The organism is Nonomuraea sp. NPDC050540 (assembly GCF_044457485.1).
Taxonomy (GTDB): Bacteria; Actinomycetota; Actinomycetes; order Streptosporangiales; family Streptosporangiaceae; genus Nonomuraea.
Window position 1 is genome coordinate 329051 of record NZ_JBITHA010000011.1, and the last position, 16554, is coordinate 345604.

Here is a 16554-nt window from a genome sequence, read left to right on the forward strand (position 1 = left end):
TGGGCCGGGCCCGTCAGGCGAATCGGGAAGTCAGCGCAGCTCCAGCAGGGTGATCTCCGGCGGCGCCCCCACGCGCACCGGCGGCCCCCAGAAACCCGCGCCCCTGGTGACGTACACCTGCACGCCGTCGACCGTCGCCAGCCCCGACACCACCGGCTGCTGGAACGGCACCACCAGGTTGAACGGCACGATCTGCCCGCCGTGCGTGTGCCCGGAGAGTTGCAGGTCCACGCCGTAGTCCTTGGCCCGGTCCACCTGCACCGGCTGGTGGGCCAGCAGCACGGTGGGCCGCGCCGCGTCCCGCCCGCCGAGCGCCTTGTCGAAGTCGGGGCCGTCGTTCATGGTCGCGCCGTTGATGTCGTTGACCCCGGCCAGGTCGAGCACCGCGCCCTGGTGCCGGATCTCCACCCGCTCGTTGCGCAGCGACCGCACGCCGAGCCCGTCGAGCTCCTTGATCCACTCATTCGGCCCGTTGGCCGTGTAGTACTCGTGGTTGCCGGTCACGAAATAGGCGCCATATCGGGATTCGAGGTTCCGGAACGGCTTCGCCAGCGCCCCCAGCTCCGCCACCGTACCGTCCACCAGGTCGCCCACGATCGCTACCACGTCGGGCTCGAGCTCGTTGATCATCCGGACGATGCGCTCGGTGTGCCCGATCCCGGTCAGCGGCCCCAGGTGGATGTCGCTGACCACCGCGAACCTCATCCCGCCCAGCCGGGGATCGAGCTTGGGCAGCGTGACCTTGACCGGCTCGATCACCGGCGGCCCCAGGGCGGTACGCATGCCGTACCCCACCGTGCCCATGGCCGCGACGCCCGCGACCAGCGCGGTGCCGCGCCCGATGAACAGGCGTCTGCTCACGTCCTCGCCGCCCGACGGCGGCGGCGCTTCGGCGGGCTCCGTCGCGGGCGGCGCCCCGCCCGCGACCAGTACCGGCTCTTTCACCTCATGTACGGCAGGCCGCCGCCACAACCGGCTCACCACGGCCCGCGGGATCTCCAGCACCACCAGGAAGACCACGAGGTAGAACATCATGGCGAACCAGATGTAGCCCGGCCAGGCCAGCCACCACAACCCCGCCTCCACGCGGGTGCCGATGAAGGTCGCCACCACGAGCAGGACCAGGCCGACCATGGCCCAGGTGAGGGCTCGGCGCGAGCGGCCGGGCACGGTGGTCGAACGGACCAGCCTGCGCCACAGGTAGTAGTGCACGGCCAGAACGACCACGATCATCATGACGGCAAATCCCACGCGGTCATGCTACGAGGCGGCGCCGACAACGTGCGCGGCGCCGCCTGAGAGCCTTCTCAGGACTTGGCGGCCGGCTTCTTCGCCGGAGCCTTCTTGGCCGGAGCCTTCCTGGTCGTGGTCGTCTTCTTCTTCGGCGCGGGCGCCCGCTCACGCCGCTCGGCCAGCAGTTCGGCGGCCCGCTCCGTGGTGATCTCCTCCACGCTGTCGTCCTTGCGCAGGGAGGCGTTGGTCTCGCCGTCGGTGACGTACGGGCCGAAACGCCCTTCCTTCACCACGATCTGCTTCTTGGAGTGCGGGTCCTCGCCGAGCTCACGCAACGGCGCCGCCGCCGCGGCGCGTCCCCTGCCACGCTGCTTGGGCTGCGCGAACAGCTCCTTGGCCTGCTCGATCGTGACCGTGAACAGGTCGTCTTCGGCGGTCAGCGAGCGCGAGTCCGTGCCCTTCTTCAGGTAGGGCCCGAACTTGCCGTTGTGCGCGACGACCGGCTCGCCCTCCAGCTCACCCACGAGCCGCGGGATCTCCAGGAGCTTGAGCGCCTCCTCGAACGTGATCGTGTCCAGCGTCATCGTCTTGAACAACGAACTCGTCCGCGGCTTCGCGGCATCCGCCTTCTTCGTCCGCTTCTTGGGCGCCTCATCCTCGGCCGGAGCAGGCAGGACCTCCGTGACATACGGGCCGAACCGCCCGTCCTTGGCCACGATCATGTTCCCCGTCGCCGGGTCGTGCCCGAGCTCACGGTCGCCGGTCGGCCGCGAGAACAGTTCCTCGGCCTTGTCCGCGGTCAGCTCATCCGGCGTCATGTCCTCGGGGACGTTGACCCGCGAGCCCTCCCTGTCCAGGTACGGGCCATATCGGCCGACGCGCAGGACGATGTCGCTGTCCCGGATCGCGAAGGAGCTGATCTCCTTGGCGTCGATCTCGCCGAGGTCGGTGACCATCTCCTTCAGTCCCTCGTCGCCGTCGGCGCCGTAGTAGAAGCGCTGCAGCTCGGGCACCCGCTCGGCGCGGTCGTTGGCGATGTCGTCGAGGACCTTCTCCATCTCGGCGGTGAAGTCGTAGTCGACCAGGTTGCCGAAATGCTGCTCCAGGAGGTTGACCACGGCGAACGCCAGGAACGACGGCACCAGCGCCGTGCCCTTCTTGAACACGTAGCCGCGGTCGAGGATCGTTCCGATGATCGAGGAGTACGTCGAAGGACGCCCGATCTCCCGATCCTCCAGCTCCTTGATCAGCGTCGCTTCCGTGTAACGGGCGGGCGGCTTGGTCGCGTGCGCGGCCACATCGAGCCTGCTCAGGTCCAGCGTGTCGCCCTCCGCCAGGTTGGGCAGGCGCTTCTCGGAGTCGTCTCGGTCGGTCGACGGGTCGTCCGCGCCCTCGACGTAGGCCTTGAGGAAACCGTGGAAGGTGATCGTCCGGCCGGAGGCGCTGAACTCGACCTCTTCACCCGCCGACGACGCGCCCGCCACCTTCACCGTGACGGACTCGCCGACCGCGTCCTTCATCTGCGAGGAGATGGTCCGCTGCCAGATCAGCTCGTAAAGGCGGAACTTGTCGCCGCTCAGCCCGGTCTCGCCAGGCGTGCGGAACTCCTCACCCGACGGGCGGATCGCCTCGTGCGCCTCCTGCGCGTTCTTCACCTTGCTGGCATAGGCCCGCGGCTTGTCGGGCACGTAGGCGGCGCCGTACAGCTTGATGGCCTGAGAGCGCGCGGCGGCGATGGCCGTCTCCGACAGCGTGATGCTGTCGGTACGCATATAGGTGATGTAGCCCTCTTCGTACAGACGCTGCGCGACCTGCATCGTGTGCTTCGAGGTGAAGCCCAGCTTGCGGCTGGCCTCCTGCTGCAACGTGGTCGTCCTGAAGGGTGCGTAAGGCTTGCGCGTGTACGGCTTGCGCTCGACCGACTTGACCCGGAACGACGAGGCGCGCAGGCGCCCGGCCAGCTCACCGGCGGCCGCCTCGGACAGGTGGAGCACGCCGGCCGTCTTCAGCTGGCCGGTGGAGGCGAAGTCACGGCCCTGCGCGACCCGCTTGCCGTCGACCGTCGACAGCGTGGCGGTGAAGTCACGCGGCCGCTCCTCGGCCTTGCCGGTGTCGAAAAGGGCAGAAAGGTCCCAGTAGTTGGCGACGGTGAACGCCATCCGGTCCCGCTCGCGCTCCACGACCAGCCGGGTCGCGACCGACTGCACGCGGCCCGCGGACAGACGCGGCTTGACCTTCTTCCACAGGACCGGGCTGACCTCGTAGCCGTAGAGGCGGTCGAGGATGCGGCGCGTCTCCTGGGCGTCGACCAGGCGCAGGTTGAGAGTGCGCGGGTTCGCGACGGCTTCCTGGATCGCCTGCTTGGTGATCTCGTGGAAGACCATGCGGTGCACCGGCACCTTGGGCTTCAGCACCTCCTGCAGGTGCCACGCGATGGCCTCGCCCTCGCGGTCCTCGTCAGTGGCGAGGTAGAGCTCGTCGGCGTCCTTCAGGAGCTGCCGGAGTTTGGTGACCTGGGCTCGTTTGTCGGCGTTGACGACGTACAGCGGCTCGAACTCGTGCTCCACGTTCACGCCGAGCCGAGCCCACGACTCCCCCTTGTACTTCTCGGGGATGTCGTCGGCCCGCTCCGGCAGGTCACGGATGTGGCCGATGCTGGACTCGACGACGTAGCCACGCCCCAGGTACTTCTCAATCGTCTTCGCCTTGGCGGGCGACTCGACGATCACCAGGCGTGTTCCGCCGGCGCCGTTGTTGGCTGGCACGCTGCTTCCTACCTCGCTGTTCGTTCGCGCTTCCCCCTGCCGGAGTCCGGCACAGATCTGCAAGGTAACCCGGATTGCGGGTTTTTTCCTTCCCCCGGGCTACCCACAACCTTTCGGGTCCACCCACAAGGACGCAGAATAAGGCCCACCGAGCAGCCTCGCGCCCTGACTCACCCTGGAGACTAATCGTTGTGCCCGACTACTCCTACATGGATATCTTCATTCCACGCGACACCTCCCGCGAAGCCGCACGTCAACTGCTCACCGAACACGCCGAGTACGGCCAGTGGGAACTGTCACTCGTGCGCGTGTATCCCGATGGAAGCCGTCGGGTACGGCTGCGCCGCAAGATCATACGAGTTCGCCGCACCCTCTAATTGTTGACCGCTTCTGGACATGGCTTTGCCCGTCCCGGGGCCGCGCCCCCCAGAACGGGCAAAGCGTCTCACGCTACTTACTCACAGGCTGTGAGCGAGAGCCGTACCTGAACTACTTCCTGCCGAGCCGGAGCCGGCGGGTGGTCGCGAACAGCGTCGTGGACGCGGCGAACATCGCACCGAGCACCAGCGCGAACAACGAGGTGGAGTTCATCCCCGTGACCCCGGCGGGCTGAGCGGCGCTCATCAGGCCCAGGTCGCCGACGGGCAGCGAGCCCGCGGTGGAGGCCACCGCGCCGCCGACCGGAGTCGCGGAGGCCAGCCCGCCCACCGGGCCGAGGGCCGACAGCGGGTCAGGGGCGGCGGTGTGGTTCTTGGTCTTCACCGGCAGGTTGGTCTTGCCCTGCGTGGCAGGGGTTGCCGGCTGGCCCGGCAGACCGGGCAGGCCGGGAAGCGCGGGCAGGCCCAGGGTCTGGGTCACGTCGCCGACGACGGGCAGCGGGGGCAGACCGCCGGAGCGCATCTGCTGTGTGACGTTCCCCGCGTCCTTCAGGCTCGCCAGAGCCGGGAGGGGCAGTGCGGGCAGCAGGCCGCTGTTCTTGGCGACGCTTCCCGAACGGGGGCGCGCGTAGTGGTCGTAGCCGTGGCCCTCTTCGACCGGCTTGCCCACGTGCGAGCCGCCGAGGCACCCGGCGGCGGCATCACCCAGGACGGCCACCGCGTTGCCGCAGACGTTGACAGGAGCGGTGATCGGCGCGATCACCTGGTTGCCGGCGAGCACGCCCGACTGGCCGGAGGTGGTGTTGCCACCGCCGCCGATGCCGTTGTGCGGGTTGACGCTGGCGCCGCCCTTGCAGTGAGCCTCGGCCAGGCCGAGTGCAGCCACCGCGTTGCCACAGGCGTTGATCGGAGCGGTGATCGGTGCCACGACCTGGTTGCCCGAGCCGACACCCGACTTGCCAGAGGTGGTGTTGCCGCCGGCGCCCTTGCCGCCGTTCTTCACCGACACGCCGCCGCGGCACCCGGCAAAGGCCTCGCCGAACGCGGCCACGGCGTTGCCGCAGACGTTGACGGGAGCGGTGATCGGCGCGATCACCTGGTTGCCGGAGAGCACCCCGGAACGCCCGGAGGTGGTGTTGCCGCCCGCCCCGCTGCCCGCGGCGGTGTTCTCGACGGTGCTGCCGCCCTTGCACCCGGCCGGGGCGTTGCCGACCGCGTTGCCGCAGGCCGTGATGGGCAGACTGACCGGCGCGACGACCTGGTTGCCGCTGCCGGCGCCGAAGCGGCCGTCGGTGTCGTTGCCGCTGGAACCCCTGCCGTGTGCGGAGTGGTATCCGTGACCGGGCTTGCCGCCGCCGTTGGTGACCGACGAGCCGCCCTTGCAGCCGGCGAACGCCTGGCCGAAGACGGCGATCGCGTTGCCGCAGATGTTGATCGGGCCGCTGATGGGCGCGATCACCTGGTTGCCGCCGAGCGCGGAACTCCGGCCCGACGTGGTGTTGCCGCCGGCGCCGACGCCGGTGTTCTTGACGGACGAGCCGCCCTTGCAGCCCGCGGTCGCGTCGCCGAAGATCGCCAGAGCGTTGCCGCAGGCGTTGATCGGCGCGCTGATGGGCGCGGTGACCTGGTTGCCGCCGAGAAGGCTGCTGTCACCGGAGGTCCTGTTGCCGCCCGCGCCGCCCTTGCCGGAGTTCTTGACGGTCGCGCCGCCCTTGCAGCCCGCGTCGGAACTGCCGAACAGCGAGACCGCGTTGCCACAGGCGTTGACCGGCGCGCTGATCGGCGCGTTGACCTGGTTGCCGCCCAGCACGCTGCTGTTGCCGGATGTCTTGCCGGGGATGCCGCCCTTGCCGGTGTTCTCGACCGAGGCGCCGCCCTGCGAGGTGGCGCTGGACTCGCCGGCCGCGCCGACGGCGTTGCCGCTGATGTCGATCGGCAGGGAGATGGGCAGGTTGACCTGGTTCCCGCCGCCGACCGATGAGTTGCCCGAGGTGTCGGCGGCAGCCGTACCGCCGCCGAAGGACATGACCGCTACGGCGAGCAGAGCCGCCGGGGCCGATGCCTTTGCCCACGTACGCATAATGAATGCTCCTAGTGGTTCTTGGGGGGATTACCTGACAGTTCGCGGGCAGCCCGAGACCGTGCGCGCCCTCTGGATGGGGCGCCGCTCAGCGAAGATCACGGGGCATGCGAACCTGTGACTGACTGACTGGCTCGCTCGCGGAGGGGCTTCAGAGATTCGCCCACGCTCCGCCGCCGGGCCTTAGACCAGGGCCGGCCGATGACGCATCGGATCAGTCAGGTGAGAAAGAAGGGTCGTCCGCCGCTGTGCGGACAACGGGGGGCAGCACGCACGCCAGGGGGGCGCGCTGTGCCAGGAGCCGCGGGTCGAACACCGGCCTCGCGACGTCCCCCATGCCCGGCCCGAAGGGGCCACTGCCACCGCCATTGGGGGCCAGCCCATTGGCGCCCAGGTTTTTAGACGCGGTGGATGGTGCCGGCATGCCCGGAGTCGACTGGCTGGTCAGCCCGTCGACCTTCAGGCCTGCCATCGCCTCGGCATTGTCCGTGACCGAGACGGCGTCGCCCGCCGTGGGGAAATCGCCCGATACGGGCCCGGCGGCGACCATGGATGGAGAGGTGTCGGCCGCCGCGGGAGCGGCGGTGAGCATCCCGAAGAGAAGAGCGAGCAGCCAGCCGGCGGCCACCAGGGCCCCAACCGCGACTGCTCGGGCGATGACCTGACCGGCGCCGGCCGCGAACCGCGCCATCCGGTCCTGCCGATCAGTGATCGCGCCCTCCGTGGGAACGGACACGCGTACACGCGGCGCAACGAGGGACATCGCCCTCAGCTGCTGCACCGGCGTGCCTGCCACGTGACCTCCCATAGCTCCAGAACCGACCCCACCAGGTGAGGCCGGTCCATGGACTCACCCCTCAACGGTCCGTAACCGTAGCAGCACCCAACGTTGTCGCAAGGGCTTTTCAGCAGAGATCCAGGAAGAGGTCAAGAACGCACGTCCCAAACCAGCCTGTACTCGCTGATTGGGCACGCTTTTCTCTTCTCCACGGGGTCCTCCTGGGCTCTTCGCGAGGCCGCCACGGAAACCAGGTATGACGCACCCCCCAGAGTTTGCTAACCTTTCTCTCGCCGACGCGGGATGACGGTCCCGCGTGCAGGCACCAAGTCCGGGTGGCGGAATAGGCAGACGCGCTAGCTTGAGGTGCTAGTGCCCTTTGCGGGGCATGGGGGTTCAAGTCCCCCCTCGGACACGCACTCCAGTACATGATGGGCCTCGCTTCGACTGTGACAACCCTCTCCGAGGGCTCATAGACGAGGTGGAGGCCTATTTGTGTGTAAAGGTCGCTCTTGTCGGCGCCCTCGGCCCGGGCCAGGATTTCCGGTATCGCGGCCATCGTCGAGATCATCTCCTTGATCTCCTTCTCTGTGATCTCACGCTTCCTGGTGATCGCCCGTCTTCGGCCCTCGGCCTGCAGTCTCTCGGCTCGGGTCTGGGCCATCCACCGGCCAATCTCCAGAGGGTCTCCGCCCGCGTCCAGAGTGGTTCGGTATCGGCTCATCCGCAGGTCGCAGTCGTCGATCGTCTTGCTCGCCGCCTGGATAACCATGGTCTATCTCGTCGTTCTGGGCCTGGACGGTTCAGTCAGAATGTGGTCCTCGCGGACGTAGACCGTCGTGGGTATTCGATCTTGTTGGCGAGGGCGTATTCGGTGGGAACTTGCACCGGTAGTGGGGGCGGCCGTTGTTCCAGGTGCCTTCCATCCGACGGGTGCAGACGCCGCAGTGCGGCAGGCGGCGTAGGAGGTGGCGACGCGGGGTCCTGCGAGGCTTGCGCTCGGCGGCTGGACGCCCGTTGGCCGACGGCAGCGCCTGGGCCTTCTCGAAGGTCTCGGTGTTGACGATCGGCTCGTGGACGACCGCATCCCAACCAAGCCCACTGGTCTTCGGGGTTTCCGCTTCAGCTTGGTCACGTGGCCCTGGGTGACGTCGTTGACGTCCGGGAGCTCTTCCTGCTTGCGCTGCCTGTTCCAGATCTGATGGCCGTGTAACAGGTTGAGCAGGATCGCGCGCACAGCCGACTTCGACCAGGCGACGCGGCTGCGGTGGCGGTCGCGGGCCTTGTCGTAGGCCGAAGAGCAAGGGATGTCTTCGCGGGTCAGCCCCTCGGCGATCAGGTAGAGCCACTGGCCATGGACGAACTCCCAGAAGATCCTCCCCACGATCGGAGTGGTCAGCCGCCTTGCTCGGGTTGGGGTGGGGCCGATGTCCTTCAGGCGGTAGCCGTACGGCGGGCGCCCGCCTAGGAACCGCCACTCGATCTTCGCCTGCGCCTCCATCGTCGTTCGGACGCGCATCTTGATGCGGTTGCGCCCGCCCTTGCTGATTCCGCCGAACATCAACATGATCGGCTCGTGGGCCTCGTTGGTCGGGTCGATCGGCCCGCCGACCTCGGGCACCCACAGGGGCACTCCGTAGTGGTTGAAGAGCTCCATGGTGTTGCCGAACTGGTTGCCATAGAACGCCCGCCGCGGCTGACCGACCACAACCGCGTCGAAGCCGCGATGGGGATTACGCAGCTCCGCGATGAGCGTGGCGGCCTCGGGGCGGCGCAGCGGCGGGATCAGGCGCGACTTGTCGACGTCGAAGAACTCGGCGACGATCGCCCCACCCCTCGGCACGAGATCAGCGCGTTCGACCGGGATACCTGCCAGCTCCGCGAGGAGGCGGGGTCCGGTTGTCCTCTGTGGACACCCGCCCTCAGAACGCGAACGGAATCATCCCCCTTCCGCCACCGCGGCCGTGAACTGGGACTCCTGTACATGGGCTTGATCTCAACGGTAAGGAGACCTCAGCCCGCTGGGAGGCCCTGCGAGGCAGAGTGCGGCCGGGAGGGAGGCATGGCGTCTGAACAGGTCGGACGGAGGCAGGTTGTCTTGGGCGACGGACTGGCGCACCGCCACCTGGGCCGGGGTCTCGGAGGTGGGCACGCCCTCGGAGAACACACGGACGGCATGCGGGTCGCGTCGAGGGTGCGTGTCGCCATGACCCGTGCGGCCTCGATCGCGGCGGCGGCCCCCGAGGCGTCGGCGCGTCGCAGGTGGCGTTCATGACGTCGGTGCAGCGCAAGGCATGATGGCCGCTGACCATGTAGGTGCGCCCGGCGGAGCCGGCCTGGGTGCCACGCGGGATGGTCGTGGGCACTGGGAGATGAAGGGCGTCGCGGTGCGGTGGCGCGGCTGCTCTCGGGAGAGAGCGGCAACAACGCGACGCCATGCGTGACCACCATGCGCGCATCGCGGTCGCATGGCCGAAGTATCAACCGTGGCGGCGAAGCTCATCTCACACCACCCGATACGGAGGAACACGCGATGGAAGCCCGGATGAAGAACCCCGCCACGATCATTCCCGCCGCCCAGAAGCCGATCATGGAGCTGATGAAGGCCGCACAGTCCGGCGGGCTCTCCCACGAGCTGGCGGAGATGATCCACTTGCGGGTCAGTCAGATCAACGGCTGCAGTTTCTGCGTCGATGCCGGCTACAAGAGCCTGCGCAAGCTGGGCGAGAGCGACGAGCGCATCGGCTTGGTCGTCGCATGGCGCGAGACGCCGTACTACACCGGCGCCGAGCGGGCCGCCCTCGCACTGGCCGAGGCCGCGACCCGGCTGACCGACCGCGCCGACGCTGTCCCCGACGAAGTGTGGGACGAGGCCGCCGACCACTTCGACGAGCGGCAGCTGGCCTCGATCCTGCTGATCACCGCCGCGACGAACCTGTTCAACCGCCTCAACGCCCCCATCCGGCAGATCGCCGGCACCTGGTAAGGCCACCATTGAGGGCTCATGTTCGCCGCTTCGAGGACAAGGCGCACCGCATGGGGGCATTGACCCTATATGGACCGGGCCAAGCAGTTCTACACCGAGGGGCTCGCTGGAAGACCCAGAGCGATTTCGGTGTTCTTGGCATCAGATGGCGCCTCGCCCGTGCTTCTACGGCAGCGAAGGTCTGGCCGACCGGCGGACACGGACGCCGATGGCGGCGGCTTCAGCGACCCCGACGGCTACATCTGGAGTCTTGGCTACAGCGCCCAAGCAACCCGACCAGCCCTACGCGGAGTAGCCGCGATCTTTGTCTCACAGCCGTCCGGGACGGCGGGGCCCGTCCCGGCAGCTGTAGCCCCGGGTGGGGGAAGTGGGAGCGGCGATCGGAGCCGGGCGAGCGGGATCCGCAGTGAACCGGCAGGACGAACAGGAGAAGATGATGAAGTTTCTGGCCTACGTTGAGCCACCTGAGCCCATGCGAGGTCTGGAAGTTCCGGCCGAGGTGGTAGCAGCGCTCGGCGGGGGCACGCGGCCGCCGGTGACGATCACCGTCAACGGGCATTCCTGGAAGAGCCGCCTCGCCCTTCTGCGCGGCCGCCACTTGCTTGGCCTCAGCAATGCCAACCGGCGGGCCGCGGGTGTTGCGATCGGCGAGGAGGTCGAGGTCGAACTGGAGCTCGACACCGAGCCGCGCGTCGTCGTCGAGCCGGCGGACTTCGCCCGCGCCCTGGACGAGAACCCCGTCGCCCGCGCCGCGTACGACAATCTTGCCTACAGCCACAAGCGCGAGCACGTGCGTGCAATCGAGAGCGCGAAGAAGCCCGAGACACGTCAGCGGCGTATCGAGAAGGCCATCTCCACCCCTGCGGGGCTGAACGAGCACCCTGGGCTGGCGCCGCCTACAGGTACGTCATCAGCGCAGCCCATTGCGCCTCGGTGACGGGGTGCGGGTTGGGCGCACCCGGCATGCCGATGAACTTCATGCCCTCGAAGCGTGCGTCCGCCCGAAGGGTCTTGAAAGCGACCCGCCGATCATGCCAGCTGTCGATCACCAGCGGGACGAACCAAGCGGGCTCTGGAGGGTCAGTCCACTCATCCGGAGAGGGAGCGGCCTTGAACTCCGGCTTCCCCTCGATGCGACCCAAGGCAGCGATACCTCCGCCCCCGGAGCGCCACAACAGGAACCGGTCTCCAGCGCTTAGTTCGTCCCGGAATCGGCCGACCCGCCAGTCGTTCACTGGCCTACCCTCACGACGGAGTGTGTCCAGGTCGAAGGTTTCGGAGTTCCATGTCATGAGCCAGTTGCGCATGTAGATCTCTCTATGTGCCGAAGGGAGGTCACGATACCGCCGCGGGCAGCGGCTCCCGAGCTCCTCCCGTAGGCGAATGCGTCCCTCGCGATCAGCGAGGCCAGCTCGCGGGGTTCCAAACTCCTCAGCATGCCCAGAGGCGACGTAGGCGCAGGCGACCGCAGCGACCATGGCCGGGACGCCGTGCGGAGAGCGCCGTTGTGCTGCGGCAGTCCGGGCTGAGGTCCTGCGCGGTCAGCGCGGGGCCGTAGGTGAGCGTCCTGTACGGCTCGCGCATCTCGGCCGACGGCTTCGGTGGCTTCGCGCTCTGGCCTGGCTCGCGTGCCCGGCTCATCGTGTACGTACACCTGCACCCCGGCGAAACCGGCATCGACGAACGTCCGGGGGCTTCTCGTAGCTCTGGACGATCCTGCGCGGTGTCGCCGGTGTGGTTATGCCTGCTCGTCGCCGAATACCGCCTTGACGAGCTGCTGCTTCACCTTCTCGAATGCACCGGACATGGCGACCATGTCGAGCTCGGCTTCGCCGGTGGTCACCGAGGCGGTCATGGTCTTGCTGCCGTCGGGGGTGCTGTACATGATCGCGGCCCAGCCCCAGAATCCGCCGTTGTGGTGGAGGAGGGTGCCGGCTTCCTCGGTGTTCTCCACGAAGATCCCCAGGCCGTAGCCGATGGTGGGGTCGGGCTTGCGCATCTCGGTCAGGAGCGCGGCGGGGAGGAGGCGGCCGGAGTTCAGGGCGGAGATGAACGTGTGGAGGTCCTTCGTGGTCGAGATCATGTCACCGGCGGCGGAGATCCAGGAGGGGTTGAAGCTGGTGGTGTCGGCGGTCTTCCACTCCTCGCCGTCCTGATAGCGGTAGTAGCCGTGGGCGTGCGGCCCGGGGATGTCCGGGGAGGACTCCGGCACGACTGTGCCTGACAGGGCGAGCGGGCGCAGGATGCGGGCCTCCATCTCGTCCGCGAACGTGCCGCCGGTGATCTTCTCGACCAGGAGTCTGGCCAGCACGTAGTTGGTGTTGGAGTAGCTCCAGGCGGTTCCCGGCTCGAACCGGGCCGGCTTGGACAGCGCCAGCCGTACCAGCTCTTCCGGCTTGTAGGTGTGGAACTGGTTGTCTTCCACCCATTCCTTGCCCAGTCCGGGGATGCCCGGCCCGAAGGTCCCGTCCTCGTAGTACTCGCCGGTGAAGTTGAACACGCCGCTGGTGTGCTGCAGCAGCATCCGGACGGTGATCCGCGGGTCCAGGCCGTACTCGGGCAGGTGGTCGTTCACCGGGGTGTCCAGGGTGGTCCGGCCTTCGGCCACCAGTTGCAGGACCAGGGTCGCGGTGAAGGTCTTGGTGGTGCTGCCGATCCGGAACAGTCCGTCCGTCGCCGGCTTGGCGGTCTGGCCGAGCTCGCTCACGCCGGCGCTGCCGACCCATTCTCCCTGTTCGTCGTTCACTCGCAGCTGCACTCCGGCGGCCAGGCCTGCGTCGACGAACTCCTGGATGGCCTTCTGCAGTTCGGGGCGGGTCTCGTGGGTGGTGGTCATGGTGGTGCTCCTTCGGAATCTGTTGCGTCAGGTCAGGCGGCGTCGAGGGCTTCGGTGATCTTGCGGGTCATGTCGGCGACGGTGGGGCTGGGCTGTCCCTCGTGGGTACGGGCGGCGGCCTCGACGGCGACGATCACGGTGTGGCGGTAGTTGGCCGCCTCGGCCGGGTCCTGCTGCTTGAGCAGGGCGACGGCTGCCGTCAAGGCGGGCAGGACCCGGTCGGCCAGTTCGGCGACCGTCTTGCCGGTCATGTTGATGTCCTTGCTCTTCGCGGCGAGGACGTGCCCGATCAGGCCGGTCGCGGATGCCAGGGCGATGGAGCCCTGGGTGGCGGCCTTGTGGGGCGAGCCGGCGACGTCGGCGGCGGAGATCAGCGAGACGGCTCCGTAGGCGGCGGTGCGCAGGGTGGCCTTGTCCTGGTCGGTGAGGGTGACAGTCATGATGGTGTGCTCCTTCGGATCTGTGCGTTCTTGCGGTGCTTCAAAGCATCGCCAAGTGCCCTGATACCGAGTGGTCGCCGTCCTGACGCGGCCGCTGACACGACATCGCGGGCTCGGCGCCGAAGGGGTCTCAGGCGTCGGGAAACAGGCCCGCGTGGCATCACGAGGGCCTTGGGCACGTGTTCGTGCTGGTCAGAAGGCTATTGAGGGCTCACCTGGGTGATTTGATGATCGTCTTTCGGGTGAAAACCGGGTGACATTTCATGTCTCTTCCCGGAATGTTGAGCGGGGGCGATGAGTTTTGTCGGTGGTGCCGGTCAGTCTTTGCATGACCACAACTTCTTGTGAGACCCAAGGCTGGGATGCCAGCCGTGACCACGTCATAACCGACAATCCAGATCGAGGTTCCGTGTCCAGTCCACAGCTCGACTCACCCGCCAAGCCCACGACCGGCGTCGTCGCAGGTCGTACCCCGGCCGTGATCCGGCTGCTGGTGCTCGCCACGTTCGTGGTCATCCTCAATGAGACGATCATGATCAATGCGATCCCGCAGCTCATGGAAGCTCTGCACATCACTGAGCAGACCGCCCAATGGCTCTCGACCGCCTTTATGTTGACCATGGCCGCGGTTATCCCGATCACCGGTTGGTTCCTGCAGCGCGTGTCCACGCGCAGTGCGTACACCACGGCGATGGGTTTGTTCCTCCTCGGCACCGCGTTGGCCGCCGCCTCGCCGACGTTCGAGGTGCTGCTGGGTGCCCGGATCATCCAGGCGTCCGGCACCGCGGTGATGATGCCGCTGCTCATGACCACGCTGATGCAGGTCGTGCCCGCTTCTGACCGGGGCCGGGTGATGGGGAATCTTTCCCTCGCCATCTCGGTCGCGCCTGCCATGGGGCCGGCGGTGTCGGGTCTGATTCTTCAGTTCGGGAACTGGCGGATGCTGTTCATCGTCGTGCTTCCCATCGCGGCGCTGATCACGTGGGGCGGCCTGAAGCAGCTCAAGAACGTCGGGGAGCCGAAGTTCAGCACGATCGACTGGCTGAGTGTGGTGACCGCCGCCGCCGGTTTCGGCGGGTTCGTCTACGGGCTCAGCCGGTTCGAGGGCGGCTCCCCGGGGATGGCCGCCGCGATCGTGGGCGTCGGGCTGCTCCTGATCGGGGCCTTCGTTCTTCGTCAGATCTCGCTGCAGAAGCGCGGGACGCCGCTGATGGACCTGCGTACGCTGCGCCACCGCACGTACACCGTCGCGCTGATTCTGATGTCGGTCGCCTTCATGTCGATGCTCGGCTCGATGATCCTGCTGCCGCTGTACCTGCAGACCATCCGCGGGCTCAGCCCCCTGGAGACCGGCCTCCTGGTGATGCCCGGTGGTCTCGCCATGGGGTTGCTCGGTCCGACGGTCGGGCGGCTGTTCGACAAGTTCGGTGGGCGGGTGCTGGTCATTCCCGGCTCCATCGGGATCACGCTGGCGCTGGCCGGGTTCACTCAGGTCACCATGACCATGCCGTTCTGGCAGATTCTTGGGCTGCACGCTCTGCTCATGGTGAGCCTCGCGGCTCTGTTCACTCCGGTGTTCACCCTCGGGCTCGGCGCGGTTCCCTCGCATCTGTACTCCCACGGCAGCTCGATCCTGAGCACGCTGCAGCAGGTCTCCGCGGCCATCGGTACCGCGCTCGTGATCACCGTGATGAGCGCGCGGGCCGATTCGCTGAAGGCCGGAGGGATCGCGGAGAACGTCGCCCTCCTCGACGGCATGCGACTGGCCTTCATCATCGGCGCGGTGCTGTCCTTGGCCGTGGTCATCGCCGCCCTGATCCTGCCCGCCCGGTCGGACAACCCGGTCGAGCACTAACAACACCCCCGTGAGGGTCCGCCTGTGAGGGGCGGGCCCTCACTCGCGTCTCAAGGTCTATGTCGTACGCGTCCGTAGTCGGCCAGGGCGCGGAAGGCGGATTTGGGGTCCCAGGGGAGTCCTGGGTAGACGGTGCCCGTATGGCCGGACTCCAGGATCTTGACGACACCGAAGGAGGCGGCGTCGAAGTCGCGCTCCGGGTCGTCGGAGTGGGGCAGGTGCCGGTTGGCGAATGTGTTGACGAACGCCGCGTCCACCCCCGCTTCCTCGTAAATGGTGAGGAGTTCCAGCACGTACCGCGTCTGCTCGTCCTCGTCTCTGGTGACCTGGGTGCGCAGGCGGGGGCGGGCGTGCGCGTCGTACTCGACGATGGAGTCGCCGCGGCCGCCCAGCGCGGCTGCTCCCCGGTGGGTGGCGCAGCCGAACTCGGTGACGGCGAACGGCTTGCCCTGCGCGACCTGCGCCCGCAGTCCCTCCAGCCAGCCGGGCGGCGTGGTCGCGTCGCGGTATCCGGCATCGGTGGCGATGACGTCGAACGGTGCCCAGTCGACCCCTTCGAAGGGGAGCGAGGCGTAGCCGACCTGGCCGCCGAAACGTTCACGCACGCCGGCCACGGCCTCCTTGAAGAAGGCGTTGACGGCGCTGTGCAGGGCGGGCAGGGCGGCGCGCATGCGCTCGGGGTCGGTGAACAGGCCCAGGCGCTCCTCCAGGGTGTCGCCGGGCAGGAAACCGCTGGTGAACAGGCTGACCTCGGAACCGGTGAGCAGGACGACGCGCGATCCTGCCCGGCGCAGGCGTTCGGCTCGCTCGGCCGCGTCCAGGAGGAACGCCAGCAGTTCGTCCTGGGTCAGGCCGTTGGTGAACGGCGAGTACCAGATCTCCAGGCCCGCTTCCGCGGCGAGCTGGGCGGCGGTTTCCAGGCGGTCCTGGACGCCTCCGGTGATGCGTACGGCGTCGCAGCCCAGATCATCGTGGATGATCCGCATCTCCCGGCGGACGATGCCGGGGTCGAAGGGTTCGTGGGTGGTGGATCCGGCGGAGGTGAAGCCGGTGTCGTAGGTGATTCCGTAGGCGCGCATCAGAAGTCCATCTCCCCGCCGCTCGGAGTGGCCGGGTTCTTCTCCGGCTTCTCGGCGATGACGGCCTCGGTGGTCAGGAACAGCGCCGCGATGGAGGCGGCGTTCTGCAGCGCCGAGCGGGTGAC

At 67.9% G+C, this 16554-nt stretch carries 13 protein-coding genes and 1 tRNA gene; 5 read left to right on the forward strand and 9 right to left on the reverse strand.

Annotated elements, in window-relative coordinates:
• Positions 1–30 precede the first annotated feature (30 nt).
• Together ACIBI5_RS34070 and topA are read right to left on the reverse strand one after the other, a co-directional pair.
• The gene (locus ACIBI5_RS34070; RefSeq protein ID WP_397252816.1) at positions 31–1251 is read right to left on the reverse strand and encodes a metallophosphoesterase; all 1221 of its coding nucleotides are present in this window, start codon (positions 1249–1251) and stop codon (positions 31–33) included.
• A gap of 56 nt (positions 1252–1307) precedes the next feature.
• Positions 1308–3998 (reverse strand): type I DNA topoisomerase, encoded by a 2691-nt coding sequence (topA, locus tag ACIBI5_RS34075; RefSeq protein WP_397252817.1) that lies wholly within the window; start codon positions 3996–3998, stop codon positions 1308–1310.
• Between the two features lie 191 nt (positions 3999–4189).
• Here topA and ACIBI5_RS34080 point away from each other — a divergent pair, with 191 nt between their 5' ends.
• Complete coding sequence (locus ACIBI5_RS34080; RefSeq protein ID WP_184971456.1) at positions 4190–4375, forward strand: DUF5703 family protein; 186 nt, start codon at positions 4190–4192, stop codon at positions 4373–4375.
• Positions 4376–4487: 112 nt separating this feature from the next.
• Here ACIBI5_RS34080 and ACIBI5_RS34085 read toward each other — a convergent pair whose 3' ends face one another.
• Together ACIBI5_RS34085 and ACIBI5_RS34090 are read right to left on the reverse strand one after the other, a co-directional pair.
• Entirely contained in the window at positions 4488–6455 is a 1968-nt protein-coding gene (locus tag ACIBI5_RS34085) for a chaplin family protein (protein WP_397252818.1), read from the reverse strand.
• A 214-nt stretch (positions 6456–6669) separates the two neighbouring features.
• The gene (locus ACIBI5_RS34090) at positions 6670–7251 is read right to left on the reverse strand and encodes a hypothetical protein (RefSeq protein ID WP_397252819.1); all 582 of its coding nucleotides are present in this window, start codon (positions 7249–7251) and stop codon (positions 6670–6672) included.
• Positions 7252–7562: 311 nt separating this feature from the next.
• Between ACIBI5_RS34090 and ACIBI5_RS34095 the strand changes: the two genes are divergently transcribed.
• A tRNA-Leu gene (locus ACIBI5_RS34095) sits at positions 7563–7648 on the forward strand.
• A 360-nt stretch (positions 7649–8008) separates the two neighbouring features.
• Here the strand turns inward: ACIBI5_RS34095 and ACIBI5_RS34100 are convergent.
• A complete protein-coding gene (locus ACIBI5_RS34100) occupies positions 8009–9076 on the reverse strand; it encodes a recombinase family protein (RefSeq protein ID WP_397252820.1) in 1068 nt (355 codons plus the stop codon).
• Positions 9077–9625: 549 nt separating this feature from the next.
• Between ACIBI5_RS34100 and ACIBI5_RS34105 the strand changes: the two genes are divergently transcribed.
• Positions 9626–10219, forward strand: coding sequence for a carboxymuconolactone decarboxylase family protein (locus tag ACIBI5_RS34105; protein WP_397252821.1), 594 nt, complete (start codon positions 9626–9628; stop codon positions 10217–10219).
• A gap of 406 nt (positions 10220–10625) precedes the next feature.
• Positions 10626–11156, forward strand: a complete 531-nt coding sequence (locus ACIBI5_RS34110; RefSeq protein ID WP_397252822.1) for a YdeI/OmpD-associated family protein — start codon at positions 10626–10628, stop codon at positions 11154–11156.
• On the opposite strand, the gene ACIBI5_RS34115 is transcribed toward ACIBI5_RS34110, so the two are convergent.
• The 3 genes from ACIBI5_RS34115 to ACIBI5_RS34125 all read right to left on the reverse strand — a co-directional run bounded on the left by ACIBI5_RS34115 (position 11116) and on the right by ACIBI5_RS34125 (position 13495).
• Complete coding sequence (locus tag ACIBI5_RS34115; protein WP_397252823.1) at positions 11116–11526, reverse strand: EVE domain-containing protein; 411 nt, start codon at positions 11524–11526, stop codon at positions 11116–11118. The two genes, ACIBI5_RS34110 and ACIBI5_RS34115, sit on opposite strands and share 41 nt — an antisense overlap.
• A gap of 431 nt (positions 11527–11957) precedes the next feature.
• On the reverse strand, positions 11958–13055 hold the full coding sequence (locus tag ACIBI5_RS34120; protein ID WP_397252824.1) for a serine hydrolase domain-containing protein: 1098 nt from the start codon (positions 13053–13055) through the stop codon (positions 11958–11960).
• Positions 13056–13087: 32 nt separating this feature from the next.
• A complete protein-coding gene (locus ACIBI5_RS34125; protein WP_397252825.1) occupies positions 13088–13495 on the reverse strand; it encodes a hypothetical protein in 408 nt (135 codons plus the stop codon).
• Positions 13496–13802: 307 nt separating this feature from the next.
• Here ACIBI5_RS34125 and ACIBI5_RS34130 point away from each other — a divergent pair, with 307 nt between their 5' ends.
• Positions 13803–15350, forward strand: a complete 1548-nt coding sequence (locus tag ACIBI5_RS34130) for an MDR family MFS transporter (RefSeq protein ID WP_397252826.1) — start codon at positions 13803–13805, stop codon at positions 15348–15350.
• 50 nt (positions 15351–15400) lie between these two features.
• Here the strand turns inward: ACIBI5_RS34130 and ACIBI5_RS34135 are convergent, their stop codons facing one another.
• Positions 15401–16429, reverse strand: coding sequence for a hypothetical protein (locus ACIBI5_RS34135; protein ID WP_397252827.1), 1029 nt, complete (start codon positions 16427–16429; stop codon positions 15401–15403).
• Between the last annotated feature and the right edge of the window lie 125 nt (positions 16430–16554).

Excerpts from the sequence above, each read along its gene's own strand:
- ACIBI5_RS34085 (WP_397252818.1), bottom strand. The coding sequence starts at position 6,455 with ATGCGTACGTGGGCAAAGGCATCGGCCCCGGCGGCTCTGCTCGCCGTA.
- ACIBI5_RS34115 (WP_397252823.1), bottom strand. The coding sequence starts at position 11,526 with ATGCGCAACTGGCTCATGACATGGAACTCCGAAACCTTCGACCTGGAC.
- ACIBI5_RS34120 (WP_397252824.1), bottom strand. The coding sequence starts at position 13,055 with ATGACCACCACCCACGAGACCCGCCCCGAACTGCAGAAGGCCATCCAG.
- ACIBI5_RS34125 (WP_397252825.1), bottom strand. The coding sequence starts at position 13,495 with ATGACTGTCACCCTCACCGACCAGGACAAGGCCACCCTGCGCACCGCC.
- ACIBI5_RS34135 (WP_397252827.1), bottom strand. The coding sequence starts at position 16,429 with ATGCGCGCCTACGGAATCACCTACGACACCGGCTTCACCTCCGCCGGA.